The sequence below is a fragment of the Streptomyces sp. NPDC056373 genome, assembly GCF_042262425.1.
Lineage (GTDB): Bacteria > Actinomycetota > Actinomycetes > Streptomycetales > Streptomycetaceae > Streptomyces.
The window spans coordinates 165,167-180,762 of the sequence record NZ_JBHJPX010000009.1 but is presented as its reverse complement, the minus strand read 5'-3'; the positions used below and the strand labels follow the sequence as shown (position 1 = coordinate 180,762).

The 15,596-nt window shown below is 72.6% G+C and carries 15 protein-coding genes and 1 pseudogene; 9 read left to right on the top strand and 7 right to left on the bottom strand.

Annotation, left to right across the window (positions count from 1 at the left end):
- The first annotated feature begins 126 nt into the window (after positions 1–126).
- The gene (locus tag ACFCXS_RS20620; protein ID WP_376644791.1) at positions 127–1,359 is read left to right on the top strand and encodes a phosphodiester glycosidase family protein; all 1,233 of its coding nucleotides are present in this window, start codon (positions 127–129) and stop codon (positions 1,357–1,359) included.
- Positions 1,360–1,361: 2 nt separating this feature from the next.
- On the opposite strand, the gene ACFCXS_RS20615 is transcribed toward ACFCXS_RS20620, so the two are convergent.
- The 6 genes from ACFCXS_RS20615 to ACFCXS_RS20590 form a co-directional block, all read right to left on the bottom strand.
- Positions 1,362–1,556 (bottom strand): hypothetical protein, encoded by a 195-nt coding sequence (locus ACFCXS_RS20615; protein WP_104782004.1) that lies wholly within the window; start codon positions 1,554–1,556, stop codon positions 1,362–1,364.
- A 122-nt stretch (positions 1,557–1,678) separates the two neighbouring features.
- Positions 1,679–2,542, bottom strand: a complete 864-nt coding sequence (locus tag ACFCXS_RS20610; protein ID WP_376644790.1) for a phosphatidylinositol-specific phospholipase C/glycerophosphodiester phosphodiesterase family protein — start codon at positions 2,540–2,542, stop codon at positions 1,679–1,681.
- Positions 2,543–2,774: 232 nt separating this feature from the next.
- Positions 2,775–3,848 (bottom strand): acyl-CoA dehydrogenase family protein, encoded by a 1,074-nt coding sequence (locus ACFCXS_RS20605; RefSeq protein WP_376644789.1) that lies wholly within the window; start codon positions 3,846–3,848, stop codon positions 2,775–2,777.
- Positions 3,845–5,026 carry an acyl-CoA dehydrogenase family protein gene (locus ACFCXS_RS20600; protein ID WP_376644788.1) on the bottom strand — a complete coding sequence of 394 codons (1,182 nt, stop codon included), beginning with the start codon at positions 5,024–5,026 and terminating at the stop codon, positions 3,845–3,847. Before ACFCXS_RS20600 ends, ACFCXS_RS20605 begins: the two co-directional genes overlap by 4 nt.
- Positions 5,023–5,988 (bottom strand): NADPH:quinone oxidoreductase family protein, encoded by a 966-nt coding sequence (locus ACFCXS_RS20595; protein WP_376644787.1) that lies wholly within the window; start codon positions 5,986–5,988, stop codon positions 5,023–5,025. Before ACFCXS_RS20595 ends, ACFCXS_RS20600 begins: the two co-directional genes overlap by 4 nt.
- Before the next feature lie 176 nt (positions 5,989–6,164).
- Positions 6,165–6,737, bottom strand: coding sequence for a helix-turn-helix domain-containing protein (locus tag ACFCXS_RS20590; protein ID WP_376644786.1), 573 nt, complete (start codon positions 6,735–6,737; stop codon positions 6,165–6,167).
- Positions 6,738–6,813: 76 nt separating this feature from the next.
- On the opposite strand from ACFCXS_RS20590, the gene ACFCXS_RS20585 reads away from it, so the two are divergent.
- The 8 genes and pseudogenes from ACFCXS_RS20585 to ACFCXS_RS20550 all read left to right on the top strand — a co-directional run bounded on the left by ACFCXS_RS20585 (position 6,814) and on the right by ACFCXS_RS20550 (position 14,349).
- Positions 6,814–7,839 (top strand): NAD(P)/FAD-dependent oxidoreductase, encoded by a 1,026-nt coding sequence (locus ACFCXS_RS20585; RefSeq protein ID WP_376644785.1) that lies wholly within the window; start codon positions 6,814–6,816, stop codon positions 7,837–7,839.
- 29 nt (positions 7,840–7,868) lie between these two features.
- Entirely contained in the window at positions 7,869–9,407 is a 1,539-nt protein-coding gene (locus ACFCXS_RS20580) for an ATP-dependent DNA ligase (RefSeq protein ID WP_376644784.1), read from the top strand.
- Positions 9,404–9,862: an NUDIX domain-containing protein gene (locus ACFCXS_RS20575; RefSeq protein ID WP_376644783.1), complete on the top strand. Its 459-nt coding sequence runs from the start codon at positions 9,404–9,406 to the stop codon at positions 9,860–9,862. The genes ACFCXS_RS20580 and ACFCXS_RS20575 overlap by 4 nt, the downstream gene beginning before the upstream one ends.
- 76 nt (positions 9,863–9,938) lie before the next feature.
- On the top strand, positions 9,939–11,324 hold the full coding sequence (locus ACFCXS_RS20570; protein WP_376644782.1) for an NADP-dependent succinic semialdehyde dehydrogenase: 1,386 nt from the start codon (positions 9,939–9,941) through the stop codon (positions 11,322–11,324).
- 25 nt (positions 11,325–11,349) lie between these two features.
- A complete protein-coding gene (locus ACFCXS_RS20565) occupies positions 11,350–11,586 on the top strand; it encodes a DUF6213 family protein (protein ID WP_033307522.1) in 237 nt (78 codons plus the stop codon).
- Between the two features lie 205 nt (positions 11,587–11,791).
- A pseudogene (locus ACFCXS_RS20560) lies at positions 11,792–12,859 on the top strand (type III polyketide synthase); the annotation flags it as partial.
- A gap of 1 nt (position 12,860) precedes the next feature.
- A complete protein-coding gene (locus ACFCXS_RS20555) occupies positions 12,861–13,820 on the top strand; it encodes a cytochrome P450 (protein ID WP_376644781.1) in 960 nt (319 codons plus the stop codon).
- A 7-nt stretch (positions 13,821–13,827) separates the two neighbouring features.
- Entirely contained in the window at positions 13,828–14,349 is a 522-nt protein-coding gene (locus ACFCXS_RS20550) for a cupin domain-containing protein (RefSeq protein WP_376644780.1), read from the top strand.
- Here ACFCXS_RS20550 and ACFCXS_RS20545 read toward each other — a convergent pair.
- Entirely contained in the window at positions 14,346–15,572 is a 1,227-nt protein-coding gene (locus ACFCXS_RS20545; RefSeq protein WP_376644779.1) for an acyl-CoA dehydrogenase family protein, read from the bottom strand. The two genes, ACFCXS_RS20550 and ACFCXS_RS20545, sit on opposite strands and share 4 nt — an antisense overlap.
- Positions 15,573–15,596: the final 24 nt, after the last annotated feature.

The following is a 15,596-nucleotide window of genomic DNA, read 5'->3' as shown; positions in this document are numbered from 1 at the left end:
GCACCCAGAGGGGTGCGTTTTTTCAGCCGTTCCCGCGTAGTGCGCGCTCAGCAACCCTGCCGGACCCCGGTGTCTGGTGCACTGCCTCTGAGGGTCCCGACAGTTGACGAGGCATCAGGGGGCACGGTGGCAGGTCGTCGCGGGCGACGGAGAGCAGGCAGAGCGGTACTGGCGTTCCTCACGGCGTTCGGCGCGCTGGTCGGTGCGGGACTGGCCGGGGCGGCTCCGGCCGGCGCCGTCCAGAAGGGCGGACGGGTCGCGCCGGGCGTGACGTACGAGGAGTTCGACATCCAGGCGGCACGGGGGGTGACGCACGCACATGTGCTGAGGGTCGACCTGGGCAACCCGCAGGTACGGGTCGACCTGCTGTACCCGGGGGCCGTGGCCGCACGCGCGCGGGTCTCGGCGATGGCGGACACCCAGGGCGCGGTCGCCGGTGTCAACGGCGACTTCTTCAACATCACCGAGACGCAGCATCCGGGCGTGGAGGCGACCGGCGCGAGTGTGGGCCCGGCGATCGCGGACGGACGGACGCTCAAGGCGGCCGTGCCGAAGGGGCAGCGTTTCGGGCCGGAGCTGCCACCCGGCACGACCACCGAGGACGTCTTCGGCGTCGGCGCCGACCGGCGGGCGCGGCTGGACCGGCTGGCGCTGGCCGGCTCGGTCAGTACGGCCGAGGCGCAGCTGCCGCTCGGCGGCCTCAATCAGTACGCGCTGCCGGTGGGGTCGGTAGGTGCGTTCACCGCCGAGTGGGGCAGCGTGTCGCGGGTGCGCGCGACCTGCGGCACGGACACGGACCGCGCCGCCCCGTGCAGCACCGACACCTACGAGGTGACGGTCCGCGACGGCAAGGTCGTCTCGGCCGCCGGCACTCCGGGCAGCGGCCCGATCGCCGAGGGGACGACCGTGCTGGTCGGCCGGGAGGCGGGCGCCCAGCAGCTGCGCAAGTTCTCCACGGGTGAACCGGTCGAGGTCGAGCACAGCCTCGTGGCGGCGGACGGCGTCGCGTACCGGCTCGCCCTGGGCGGCTACCCGGTGCTCTCGGGCGGGCAGCCGCTGCCGGGGCTCGACGACACGGCCTCGGCCGTCCGTACGGCCGTCGGGATCGCCGACGACGGGCGCCGTCTGCTGCTGCTCGCACTGGACGGCGCCGCCGCCTACCGCAGCGGTCTGACGATCGCCGAAGTCGCCGCCACCCTGCGGAATCTGGGCGCACAGGACGGATTCAGCCTGGACGGCGGCGGATCGTCGACGCTGGTCGCGCGGAAGCCGGGCGCGGGCACGGTCTCGGTGCGCAACCATCCCAGCGGTGGCGCCGAGCGCCTTGTCGCGAACGGCATCGGCGTGTTCTCGGGGTGAGCTCAGGGCCGCAGACCGCTGACGATCTCCGCCGTCGCCGTGATGCCGCTGTGGATGGTGGGGGCGATGCTGGTGCTGGCGAGATAGAAGCCGAGCAGCAGGCAGACCAGCGCGTGGGAGACCTTCAGCCCGCCGTTGCGCAGGAAGATCACCGCAAGGATCGCGAGCAGCAGCACCACAGAGATGGAAATGGCCATCGTCAACTCCTCCGCCACGCCGTCACGTCCGGTTCACGGCGTTCGGCCGCAAGTGTGGCGTAGCGGAGGGTTCGTCCGGGCGGCTGACGTGTCCGCCGAACGTGTGGTGTCCTGCTTGCGCCCTAAGCCGACCGCCGGGCGTCGAGGAACGCCTCCAGGCCGGCGAGGTCGTCGGTGTTGAGGTGGTCGACGCCGGCGGCGAGCAGTTCGCCCCATACCGCGTCGCGGGCGGGTCCGGCCAGGTCCGGGGTGGCCCAGAACCGCACCCGCTGCCCTCGCTCGTGGGCGGCCTCGGTGATGCCGTGCAGCTTCTGGCGCTCGGTGCCGGGGAACGGGCCCACGCCCTGCCAGGTGAAGTTCAGCGTCCAGTTGTCGCTGATCAGCGGGATGAAGGAGGCGGGCGCCGGGCTGCCGAGGTCGGCGAGGCGGCCGTCGTAGAAGGCGCGCCGGACGGTCTGGGTCTCCATGGGCGCGCGGGCCGCGCGGTCGCCGGAGATCACGGCGGTGACCGGACCGCGGTGGACGCGGCCGTGGGCGTATGTGGTGAACAGGTGCCGGTGGCGCCGGAGCCGGCGGTCGAGTGCGCGGTATGTCGAGGCGCCCTCGGTCTTGATGTCGATGAGCAGTTGCAGCGATCCGCGGTGCCCCCGGTACACCGAGCCGTGGTGGGCCCGGACGCGGGCGGCGAGCGGGGCGAGGTAGAGGGACTCGAGGGTGCGGGAGGGGTCGAGGTCCTCGGGGCCGTGCGCGACGAGGAGCTGGTCGCCCACGAGGTGGATGTCGGCTTCCACGCTGCCGAAGCGGTGGTCGAGGGCGTCGAACAGCGGGCGGGGGTGCTCGTAGTCGTTGTGGGCGTGGGCGCGCCACAACGGGCGGCGGCGGTGTGTGCGTTCGCTCGCCGGTGCGGGGGTGGCGGGCAGGGCGAGCGAGCCCGCCAGGGCCGCGCCGAGGGTGGTGAGGGCCGTGCGACGGGTGGTGAGGGCCATGCTCTGCCTCCCTGGAGATGCCGTACGGGAACCCTGTGAGTATGGGTCCCGGCAGACTCAAGGAGCAGGCTTGAGGCCGGAGTTGGCCGGACTGCCGCCAGGGGTTCACTTCGCCGGGCCGGCCGCGGGTGCAGCGCCGGCTGCTGCCGGCCGGGGCACGCGAAGGCCCGCCCCTGGCGGGACGGGCCTTCGCGGGGTTCTCCCCCTGGAGTTCCCGGAGTCGGGAGGGGCGTCAGGGGGCCTGGAGGCCGACCAGTGCGGCGAGGGCTTCCCGGTGGGCGCCCGGCGTGCCGTAGGCGATCGAGTCGGCCTTGGCGCGCTTGAGGTAGAGGTGCGCCGGGTGCTCCCAGGTCATGCCGATGCCGGCGTGCAGTTGCACCGCCTCCTCGGCGGCGTGCACGGCCACCGGTGCCGCGTACGCCTGGGCGACGGCGACGGCCACGTCGACGTCCTCGCCGTGCGCCAGGGCGTCGGCGGCGTTGCGGGCGGCCGCGCGGGTGTTGACTACCTCCAGCCACAGCTGGGCGAGCCGGTGCTTGATGGCCTGGAAGCCGCCGACGGGCCGGTTGAACTGCTTGCGCTCCTTCAGGTAGCGGACGGTCTCCGTCAGCGTCCACTCGGCCAGGCCGAACTGCTCGGAGGCGAGCAGTCCGGCGCCTGCGCGCAGGGCGCGGCGTACGGCGGGCTCGGCGTCGCCCAGCAGGCGGCCCGGCACCCCGTCGAGGGTGACGGTCGCGAGCGGCCGGGTCAGGTCCAGGGAGGTCCGGGGCGTGATGGTCGCGGCGGTGGCGTCGACCGCGTACAGACCGCCGTCGTCGGCCGGCACGAGCAGCACGTTCGCGACGGCCGCGTCCGCGATCCCGGTCAGTTCGCCGCGCAGCAGCCCGTCCTCGTGCCGGACCACCTTGCAGGCGGCGCCGGGCGCGACGTCGAGGGCGACCGCGAGGGCGCCGATCGCCGTGCCGGTCGCGAGGTCGCGCAGCAAGTCGTCGGTGCCGCAGGCCAGCAGGGCCTCGGTGGCGACGACCGCGCTCGTCAGGTACGGCACGGGCGCGACCGCGCGCCCCAGTTCCTCCAGCACCACGGCGGCTTCACGGTGGGTGGCACCCTGGCCGTCGAGTTCCTCGGGCACCAGCAGGCCGGCCAGGCCCATGCCGTCGGTGAGGGCCTTCCACAGGGCCAGGTGGTGCGGGGTGTCCGACTCGGTGCGGGCGATGACGCCGGGCGCGTCGCAGTGGTCGGTCAGCAGGTCGCGCACGGCGGCGCGCAGCGCCTCTTCCTCTTCCGAGTACAACAGGTCACTCATCGGGCGAGGTCCTTCCAGGCGACGTCCTTGTCGGTGCGCGGTTCGGCGGGCAGGCCGAGAACCCGCTCGGCGACGATGTTCAGCAGGACCTCGCTGGTCCCGCCCTCGATGCTGTTGCCCTTGGAGCGCAGGTAGCGGTAGCCGGCGTCGCGGCCGGTGAAGTCGACGAGCTCGGGACGCCGCATGGTCCAGTCGTCGTAGAGCAGGCCCTCCTCGCCGAGGAGTTCCACCTCCAGGCCGCTGATCTCCTGGTTGAGGCGGGCGAAGGCCAGCTTCATGCCGGCGCCCTCGGGGCCGGGCTGGCCCGCGACGAGCTGCTGACGCAGCCGCTCCGCGGTGAGGCGCGAGACCTCCGACTCCACCCAGAGCTTCAGCAGCCGCTGGTGCAGGTCGTGCGTGCGCAGCTCGGGCCGCTCGCGCCAGGTCTTCGAGATCGGGCCGATCATGCCGCCCTCGCGGGGCAGTCGCATGCCGCCGATGGCCACGCGCTCGTTGTTCAGGGTGGTCTGCGCGACCTTCCAGCCGTCGCCGACCGCGCCGAGGCGTCGCGAGTCCGGGATGCGGACGTCGGTGAGGAACACCTCGTTGAACTCGGCCTCGCCGGTGATCTGCCGCAGCGGCCGCACCTCGACGCCCGGGTCGGTCATGTCGCACACGAAGTAGGTGATGCCCCGGTGCTTGGGCACCTCCGGGTCGGTGCGGGCGATGAGGATCGCCCAGCGGGCCACATGGGCACTGGACGTCCAGACCTTCTGCCCGTTGACCAGCCAGCCGTCGTCCTCACGCACGGCCCGGGTGCCCAGCGCGGCGAGGTCGGACCCGGCGCCCGGCTCGCTGAACAGCTGGCACCAGACCTCCTCGCCGGTCCACAGCGGCCGGAGGTAGCGCCGCTTCTGCTCCTCGGTGCCGTACTGGAGGATCGTCGGCGCGGCCATGCCGAGGCCGATGCCGATGCGCCGCGGGTCGTTGTCGGGCGCCCCGGCGGCCTCCAGCTCGGCGTCCACGACGGCCTGGAGGGAGCGGGGGGTGCCGAGTCCGCCGAGGCCCTCGGGGTAGTGCACCCAGGCGAGTCCGGCGTCGAAGCGGGCCCGCAGGAAGTCCAGTCGGTCGGTGGAGGCCGGCGGGTGGGTCTCCAGCAACTCCCGGGTACGGTTGCGCAGTTCCTCGGCGTCGGTCATGCCGCCTCCTCCGTGACGACCGCGATGCGGCCGGTGGTCACACCGTCCGCCACCTTCTGCACGGCGTCCGCCGCCCCGCCGAGCGGCACGCGTTCGCTCACCAGCGGCTTGATCGCGCCCCGGGCGGCCAGCTCGGTCAGCTGCTCGTGGCAGTGCTGGACGAGCTTGGGGTTCTTGGTGTTGTACAGGCCCCAGTGCAGGCCGAGGATCGAGTAGTTCTTCACGAGGGCGTGGTTCAGGCCGGGGCTGGGGATCGTGCCGCTCGCGAAGCCGACGACGACGATCCGCCCCTCGAAGGCGACGACCTTGGCGGACTGTGCGTAGGCCTCGCCGCCGACCGGGTCGTAGATCACGTCGGCGCCCCGGCCGCCGGTGGCCTCCTTGACCGCGGCGACGACGTCCTCGGAGCGCCGGTCGATCACGACGTCACAGCCCAGCTCGCGGGCGACGGCCGCCTTCCCGGAGCCGCCGACGACACCGATGACGGTGGCGCCGGCGGCCTTCCCGAGCTGCACGGCCGCGCTGCCGACCCCTCCAGCGGCAGCGTGGACGAGCAGGGTCTCGCCGGCCTCCAGACCGGCCCGGCGGTGCAGACCGAACCAGCCGGTCTGGTAGCCGATGTGCAAGGCCGCGGCCTCGGCGTCGTCGAGGGCGTCCGGCGCGGGCAGGAGCGCCGCGGCGTCCGCGACGGCGTACTCGGCGAAGCCTCCGTGGGGCAGCGCCGGGTTGGCGATCACCCGGCGGCCGTCCTCGGTCTCGCCGCAGATCTCCACGCCCGGGGTGAACGGCAGCGGCGGCCTGACCTGGTACTGGCCGCGGCAGAGCAGGGCGTCCGGGAAGTTGATGTTGGCCGCGCGCACCTTCAGCAGGACCTGGCCGTCGCCGGGGGTGGGCGGCTCGACGTCCTGGAGCCGCATCACCTCGCCCGGCTCGCCGTTCTCGTGCACTTGCCATGCCTGCATGCGGGGCCTCCACGGGGGACTGCTTCGTCTGACCGGGGTCGCTTCGCATACTAAGCGGTCGCTTGCCGATCAGGGAACAGTCTCCGGGCAAAGTCCCGCGCGGCGGCTTCACCCGTGGGCACACCGGCTCACGCGCCAGTGGGGCACACCGGCTCACGCGCTTGGGTCACGCCGGCTCACGCGCCCTTGGGCCGGGCCCGCACATGCATCCGCTCACCCTGCGGCCCGAACAGGCTGAGGAACTCCACGGGCCCCTCCCCCGTCGACCCGAACCAGTGCGGCACACGGGTGTCGAACTCGGCGGCCTCACCCGCCGTGAGCACCACGTCGTGCTCGCCCAGCACCAGGCGCAGCCTCCCGGACAGCACGTACAGCCACTCGTAGCCCTCGTGCGTCCGGGGATCCGGCTCCTGCCTGCGCTTCGGTTCGAGGACCTTGTAGGCCTGCAGACCGCCTGGCTGACGGGTGAGCGGCCAGTGGGTGCGGCCGCCCATCACGATCGGCTCGGACCGCACCCGGGGATCACCGGCCGGCGGAGCCCCGACCAGCTCGTCCAGCGCCACCCGGTGGGCGCGCGCGATGGGCAGCAGCAGTCCCAGACTGGGTTTACGCAGGCCGGACTCCAGCCGCGACAGGGTGCTGACGGAGATGCCGGTGATCTCGGACAGCGCCGCCAGGGTCACCTCCCGTTCCTTGCGCATCTGCCGCAGCCGGGGGCCCACGCCCGCGAGTACCTCGTCCGTCGTCATGGCCGTATTGCAGATTCGGCAAGGTTGTTTGTCAATCCCGCAGGGCCGGGCGACGCTCGGCAGCGGAGGTGGTCACATGACCGAGAAGTACGCAGTGGTGGTCATCGGCGGGGGTGCGGCGGGCCTGTCCGCCGCGCTGGTGCTGGGGCGGGCCCGGCACCGCGCGCTGGTGGTCGACGCGGGCGAGCCGCGCAACGCGCCCGCCGCGCACATGCAGGGCTACCTGACCCGGGACGGAATGCCGCCCGCCGAGTTCCTGACAGCCGGCCGCGAGGAGATCGCGCGCTACGGCGTGGAGCTGGTGCGGGACCGGGTCGTGGAGGTGACGCGGGACGACGACCTCTCCGGGGTGCGAGGCGAGGACTCCACCGGGGTGCGGGACGAGGACTTCACCGCGGCACGGGGCGAGCGCTTCACCGCGGCACGGAGTGAGGGCTTCACCGTCGTGCTGGCAGGCGGCCGGACCGTGCGGGCCCGGCGGCTGGTCGTGGCGACCGGGCTCAAGGACGAGCTGCCCGCCGTCGCCGGGGTCGCCGAGCGGTTCGGCCGGGACGTGCTGCACTGCCCGTTCTGCCACGGCTGGGAGGTGCGCGACCAGCCGTTCGGGGTGCTGGCCACCACCGCGGCGAGTGTGCACCAGGCCCTGATGGTGTCCCAGTGGTCGAAGGACGTGCGGTTCTTCCTGCACACGGTTGCCGAGGACGAACTGCCGGACGAGGATCTGCGGCGGCTCGCGGCGGCCGGGGTGGAGGTGGTGCCCGGGGAGGTCGCGGGGCTGGTGGTCGAGGACGACCGGCTCACCGGCGTCCGGCTCGCCGACGGTACGACGCACCCCCGCTCGGTGCTGTTCCTCGCCCCTCGGGCCGTTCCGCGGACCGGCCTGCTGGAGCGGCTGGGCGCCGAGCTGCACGAGACGCCGTTCGGCGTGTATCCGGTGGTCGATCCGACCGGGCTGACGACCGTGCCGGGCGTGTGGGCCGCGGGCAACGCGATCGGCTTCGCCGAGCAGGTCGTGCACGCGGCGAGCGGCGGATACCGGGCGGCGTCGGCGATCGTCGGGGACCTGCTGATGACCGACCTCGACGCGGCCGCCCAGGTGTAGAGGCCCCGCCTCCGGTGCACCATGGCTGCATGCTGCTGCACCGGCTGGCCCGAGTGTCCCAGGAGGTCGCCGCCACCTCGGCGCGGACCCGCAAGACGGCCCTGCTCGCGGAGCTCTTCCGGGACGCCGAGGCGGAGGACGTGCCCATCGTCATCCCGTATCTGGCGGGACGGTTGCCGCAGGGCCGGATCGGCGTCGGCTGGAAGGTGCTGAGCCGCCCGGTCGCGCCGGCCTCCGAGCCGGCCCTGACCGTGCGGGAGGTGGACGCCCGGCTGGCGGAACTCGCCAAGGTGTCCGGACCGGGCTCCCAAGCGGAACGGACCCGGCTCCTCGGGGAGTTGATGGGCGCGGCCACCGAGGACGAACAGCGGTTCCTGCTCGGGCTGCTCACCGGCGAGGTCCGCCAGGGCGCCCTGGACGCGGTCGCGGTGGAAGGGCTGGCCCAGGCGACCGGGGCGCCGGCCGCGGACGTGCGGCGGGCGGTGATGCTCGCGGGTTCCCTCCAGACAGTCGCGCAGGCCCTGCTCGCGGACGGCCCCGCCGCCCTCGACCGGTTCCGCCTCACCGTCGGCCGTCCGGTCTGGCCGATGCTCGCGCACAGCGCCTCCTCGGTGGCCGAAGCGGTCGACAAGCTGGGCGCCTGCGCGGTGGAGGAGAAGCTGGACGGCATCCGCGTCCAGGTGCACCGGGACGGTGGCACCGTGCGGCTCTACACCCGCACCCTCGACGACATCACCGACCGCCTGCCCGAAGTGACGGCCGCCGCGCTGGAGTTGCGGGGCGAACGGTTCATCCTGGACGGCGAGGTGATCTCCTTCGACGCGGACGGGCGCCCCCGCTCGTTCCAGGAGACCGCCGGCCGCGTCGGCTCCCGCACGGACGTGGTGACGGCCGCTCGCGCCGTGCCGGTCTCCCCCGTCTTCTTCGACGCGCTGTCCGTCGACGGGCACGATCTGCTGGACCTGCCCTTCGCCGAGCGGCACGCCGAGCTGGCCCGGCTGGTGCCGGAGCCGATGCGGGTGCGGCGCGCGCTGGTGTCCGGGTCCGGGGACACGCCCACGGCGGAGGAGTTCCTCGCCGAGACGCTGAAACGCGGCCACGAGGGCGTCGTGGCCAAGGCGCTCGACGCCTCCTACAGCGCGGGGCGACGCGGCGCGTCCTGGCTGAAGGTCAAGCCCGTGCACACCCTCGACCTGGTCGTCCTGGCCGCCGAGTGGGGCCACGGCAGACGGACCGGCAAGCTCTCCAACCTCCACCTGGGCGCCCGCACCGCCGACGGCGGCCTCGCCATGCTCGGCAAGACCTTCAAGGGCATGACCGACGCGATGCTCACCTGGCAGACGGAACGCCTCCAGCAGCTCGCCGTCGACACCGACGACTACGTGGTGAAGGTCCGCCCGGAACTCGTCGTCGAGATCGCCTACGACGGCCTGCAGCGCTCCACCCGCTACCCGGCCGGCGTCACCCTCCGCTTCGCCCGGGTGGTCCGCTACCGGGAGGACAAGCGCCCCGAGGACGCCGACACGGTCGAGACGCTGCTCGCCACGCACCCTGAGGTGAAGCCGTGAACCGCAGCGCCGGCCTGCTGCTCTTCCACCCCGTCGACGACGGCATCGAGGTGCTGCTCGGCCATATGGGCGGCCCGTTCTTCGCCCGTCGCGACGCCGGGGCATGGACCGTGATCAAGGGCGAGTACGAGCCGGACGAGCCCGCCTGGGAGGCCGCCCGCCGCGAGTTCCAGGAGGAACTGGGCCTGCCCCCGCCCGACGGGGAGGCCATCGACCTCGGCGAGGTCCGGCAGGCAGGCGGCAAGATCGTCACGGCCTGGGCGGTCCGGGCCGACCTCGACCCGGCGACGATCACGCCCGGCACGTTCCGGATGGAGTGGCCGCCGAGGTCCGGACGGCTGGCGGAGTTCCCCGAACTGGACCGGGTGGCCTGGTTCGGCCTGGACCGGGCCCGCACCGTGATCGTCAAGGCACAAGCGGCGTTTCTCGACCGGCTGGCGGAGCACTCGCACTGAGGAGACACTCCCGCGTTGCGGTCCCCTCCGCCGCGCGGGAAGGTCGAGACACAGCCCGCTCCGAGGGAGGTCGGTCATGCCCATCGCAACGGTGAACCCGGCGAACGGCGAGACGCTCAAGACGTACGAGGCCATGGGCGAGCAGGAGATCGAGCGCCGGCTCCAGCTCGCGGAGGCCACGTTCCGCACGTACCGGACGACGACCTTCGACGAGCGTGCCCGGCTGCTGCACCGGGCCGCCGACCTCCTCGAGGAGGACCAGCAGGACATCGCCCGCGTGATGACCACCGAGATGGGCAAGCCGATTCAGCAGGCCCGCGCCGAGGCGGCGAAGTGCGCCAAGGCGATGCGCTGGTACGCCGACCACGCCGAGGAACTGCTCGCCGACGAGGAACCCGCCGGCTCCGACGTGAAGGACTCCGGCGCGTCACGCGTACGGGTGCGTTACCGGCCGCTGGGCCCGGTGCTGGCGGTGATGCCGTGGAACTTCCCGCTGTGGCAGGTGGTCCGGTTCGCCGCGCCCGCGCTGATGGCGGGCAACGTGGGCCTGCTCAAGCACGCCTCGAACGTCCCGCAGACCGCCCTCTACCTGGAGGACCTCTTCCACCGGGCGGGCTTCACCGAGGGCGCCTTCCAGACCCTGCTCATCGGCTCCGGGGCGGTCGACGAGATCCTGCGCGACGAGCGGGTCAAGGCCGCCACGCTCACCGGCAGCGAGCCCGCTGGGCGCGCGGTCGCCTCCACCGCCGGCGAGATGGTCAAGAAGACGGTGCTGGAGCTGGGCGGCAGCGACCCGTTCGTCGTCATGCCCTCGGCCGACATCGACCGGGCCGCCGAGGTCGCGGTGACCGCGCGCGTGCAGAACAACGGGCAGTCCTGCATCGCCGCGAAGCGGTTCATCGTGCACACGGACGTCTACGACGCCTTCGCCGAGCGGTTCGCCGAGGGCATGAAGGCGCTGACGGTCGGCGACCCGATGGCCGACGACACCCAGGTGGGCCCGCTCTCCAGCGAGCAGGGACTGCGCGACGTGGAAGAGCTGGTCGACGACGCGGTGCGCGGCGGGGCCCAGGTGCTGTGCGGTGGCGAACGGCCGGACGGGCCGGGCTGGTACTACGCGCCGACGATCCTGGCCGGCATCACCCGCGAGATGCGGATCCACCGCGAGGAGGCGTTCGGGCCGGTCGCGACGCTGTACCGGGCGGCCGACCTGGACGAGGCCGTTCTGATCGCCAACGACTCCCCGTTCGGGCTGAGTTCGAACGTCTGGACCCGGGACGAGGCGGAGGTCGACCGGTTCGCCCGGGATCTCGAGGCGGGCGGGGTGTTCTTCAACGGCATGACCGCGTCCCATCCGGCGTTCCCGTTCGGCGGTGTGAAGCGGTCCGGCTACGGGCGTGAGCTGTCCGGGCACGGAATCCGCGAGTTCTGCAACATCACCACTGTTTGGCATGGTGCGTGAGTGTTGCGGGGCTACGATCCCGTCTGTGAACCGCGAAGTGACTCTGCCTCTGATCGTCGACGACCGCGGGACCCTGCAGGTGGCTGCGGCGGATGTCAGCAAGCTCTTGCGGACGGTGGGGGGTCGGTGGGTGCGGCTCGTGGAGGGCGGGGAGTCGGGGCTGGACGAGGACACGGTCGCCGAGTTGGCCATCGAGCTGGCGAAGCTGGCCGACCGGATCGATGTGGCCTGTATCGCGCACAGCAGTGGGACCGCGACCTGAGTGGTGCGAGTGCCGGGGATGCTCGCGCGGTTCCCCGCGCCCCGACACGCACCTGACGCGCCCGGGTGCGGAACACGGCGTCCCCGATACGGAGTAGCTCCGCGCGAAGTCGGCGTACCGGCGGGTGATCGTGAGTGGACCACCCCTTGAGGTGACCCACTTCTGACCGGGGGGCTCAGGGCCTTCCGGGCGGCGAAAGCAGGCGCGGCTCATGGCGACTTTGTGCAGACCCTCGGTGTCCGTTCCGGAGCACGTGATCACGATGGAGGAGACCCTGGAGCTGGCGCGTGAGCGTCACGCCGGGCATCCCCAACTGCCGCTGGCCCTGAGGCTGATAGAGAACACCGGGGTGCGCACCCGGCACATCGTGCAGCCCGTCGAGGAGACGCTGAAGCACCCCGGGTTCGAGGACCGCAACAAGCTCTACGAGGCCGAGGCGAAGGCCCGGGTGCCCGCGGTCGTCCAGCGGGCGCTCGACGACGCCGAGCTGCTCACCACGGAAGTGGACCTGATCGTCTACGTGTCGTGCACGGGTTTCATGATGCCCTCGCTCACGGCCTGGCTGATCAACGAGATGGGCTTCGAGCCGACGACCCGGCAGCTTCCGATAGCCCAGCTCGGCTGCGCGGGGGGCGGCGCGGCCATCAACCGGGCCCACGACTTCTGCACGGCCTACCCGCAGGCCAACGCGCTGATCGTGGCGTGCGAGTTCTGCTCGCTGTGCTACCAGCCCACCGACATGGGTGTCGGCTCGTTGCTGTCGAACGGCCTGTTCGGTGACGGCATCGCCGCCGCCGCGGTCCGCGGCCGGGGCGGCGAGGGCGTCCGGCTGGAACGCAACGGCTCGTTTCTGATCCCCAAGACCGAGGACTGGATCACGTACGACGTGAAGGCCACCGGCTTCCACTTCCTGCTGGACAAGCGGGTGCCGGCGACGATGGAACCGCTCGCGCCCGTGCTGAAGGACTTGGCCGATGAACACGGCTGGGACGCCTCCGACCTGGACTTCTACATCGTCCACGCGGGTGGCCCCCGTATCCTCGACGACCTCAGCACCTTCCTGCACGTCGACCCGCACGCCTTCCGGTTCAGCCGGGCCACGCTCACCGAGTACGGCAACATCGCCAGCGCCGTCGTCCTCGACGCGCTGCGCCGGCTGTTCGACGAGGGCGGCACCGAGCACCGGGCGCGCGGGCTGCTCGCCGGGTTCGGCCCCGGCATCACCGCCGAGATGGCCCTGGGCCGCTGGCACGGCGCGGACGGGACGAGGTGACATGAGCGAAGAGACGATCACCGCGGCCCCGGACCCGGACCCGACCCAGGTCCTGGACCGGCCCGCGCCCGGGCCGGCCGGTGCCGTGGTCGACCCGGCCGGCGCCGTGGTCGACCCGGGCGGCGACTCCGCCCTCCTGCTGGACCCGTCGGCCCACGCCCGGTCGCGCCGCGCCGTCGCCGCAGCCTTCACGGTGCGGGGTATGGAGCGGGTGCGTGAGCGCTGCCGGCGCATGCTGGCGGAACTGGTCGACGAGTTGCTGCAGGACGGCCCGCCCGCCGGCCTGACCGAGGCTGTGCTCAGCCCCTTCGCCGACGCGGTGATCTGCGAGCTGATGGGCGTCCCGCCCGCGGACCGGCAGGGTATGCGCGCCTGGACCCGGCTGATCCTCTCCTCGCACGGCACCGAGGCCGGCGCGAAGGCCGGGAGGGAGATGGGCGCCTACTTCTCCGAGCTCATCGGCCTGCGCGCGGGCAGCACCGGCGAGGACGCCGCTTCCCTGCTCGGAGCCGCCGTGAGCCGTGCGGAGGTGACCCTGGACGAGGCGGCCGGTCTCGCGGTCCTCCTCCGGATCGGCGGCGAGGCGGTCACCGACCAGAGTGTCCGGCTGTTCCGCGTCCTGCTGGCCTGTCCCGACCTCGCCGAACGGCTGCGCGCCGAACCGGAGACGCGTCCCCGGGCCGTAGACGAACTGCTGCGCGGGCTCCCCCGTCGCGACGCGGACGTCGTCCCCGGGCCGGGCACGAGCGACCTCGGCCTCGGCCCGAACCCGCAGGTCTCCTTCGGCCGCGGCCCGCACCACTGGCCCGGCGGCCTGCCGGGCCGGACGGTGTCGGAGCTCCTGGTCGACGCGCTCCTCGACGGCGTGCCGGGCCTTCGGCTCTCCGTTCCCGCAGACGAGCTGCTCCTCAGGGCGGGCACGCGGCTGCGCGGGCCCGAGTCCCTGCCCGTGACCTGGTGATCCGGCGATGACCGCGACGGAAGGACTGCTCGTCCCACCCGGCCACGGCCGGATCATGGAGACCCCCGCCCAGCGCGTCACCTTCAAGGTGACCGGCACGCACTCCCGCACGGCCTCCACCTTCGAGGTGGTCGTGCCCCCGGGCTTCGACGTCGGGGCCCATGTACACACCCGCAGCGAGGAGTTGTTCTACGTGCTCGAGGGCGAGCTGGACGTCCTCGCCTTCGAGCCGCGGATCCGCACACCCGGCAACTGGCGGGCGTGGGAGTCCACTTCGGGCAACCGGGTGGTGCGGGCGACGCCCGGGACGGTGATCGCCGTGCCGCCGGGGTGCCCGCACGCGTTCGCCAACCCGACCGACACACCGGCGAAGATGTTCTTCCAGGCGAGCCCGCCGCCCGACCACGAGCGGTACTTCGAGGAACTGCTGGAGATCCTCGACGGCGGGGGCCCTCCTGACCAGGCGGCGATCGAGAAGCTGCGGGCGCGCTACGACATCGAGCAGCTGACGCCGCTCCGGCACCGTTAGCGGATGGGCACACCGGCGAGGGTGCGGGCGATGACCAGGCGCTGGATCTCGCTCGTCCCCTCGAAGATGGTGTAGATGGCAGCGTCCCGGTGCATCCGCTCCACGGGGTACTCCCGGGTGTAGCCGTTGCCGCCGAGGATCTGGATCGCCTGGGCCGTGACCTTCTTGGCCGTCTCGCTCGCGAAGAGCTTGGACATCGAGCCCTCGGCCGCCGTGAACGGCTTGCCGTTGATCGCCATCCAGGAGGCGCGCCACACCAGCAGCCGGGCCGCGTCGATGGACGTCCGCATGTCGGCGAGCTGGAAGGCGACGCCCTGGTTGTCGATGATCGGCCGGCCGAACTGCTCGCGCGTCTTCGCGTAGTCGAGGGCGACCTCGTAGGCGGCGCGGGCGGTGCCGACGGCCATGGCGCCGACCGCCGGGCGCGAGGCCTCGAACGTGGCCATGGCCGCGTTCTTCACGCGCTCGCCGCCCGCTTTGGCCCGCTCCCGGGCCCGGGCCAGCCGCTCGTCCAGCTTCTCCTTGCCGCCGAGCAGGCAGGAGCCGGGAACGCGCACGTTGTCCAGGATGACCTCGGCGGTGTGCGAGGCGCGGATGCCGTGCTTCTTGAACTTCTGGCCCTGGGCGAGACCCGGCGTCCCCGGCGGGACGATGAAGGAGGCGTGCCCCTTGGAGCCGAGCTCGGCGTCGACGACCGCGACGACGACGTGGACGTTGGCGATGCCGCCGTTGGTCGCCCAGGTCTTGGTGCCGTTGAGCACCCACTCGTCCTTGGCCTCGTCGTACACGGCCCGGGTGCGCATGGAGGCCACGTCGGAGCCGGCGTCCGGCTCGGAGGAACAGAACGCGGCCACCTTGACGTCGTTGGCGTCGCCGTACATCTGGGGGATCCAGGTGCCGATCTGTTCCTCGGTGCCGTTGGCGAGGACTCCTACGGCGGCGAGGCCGGTGCCGACGATGGACAGGGCTATGCCCGCGTCTCCCCAGAACAGCTCCTCCATCGCCATGGGGATGCCGAGGCCGGTCGAGTCGAAGTACTGCTGGGCGTAGAAGTCCAGGGAGTAGATGCCGACCTTGGCGGCCTCCTGGATGACCGGCCAGGGAGTCTCCTCACGCTCGTCCCATTCGGCGGCCGCGGGGCGGATCACATCGGCCGCGAAGCCGTGCAGCCAGTCCCGGACCTCCTTCTGTTCGTCGTTGAGCTCCATGGTGAACTCGGCCATGTCGTCCCCTCCAGCGGCACACAT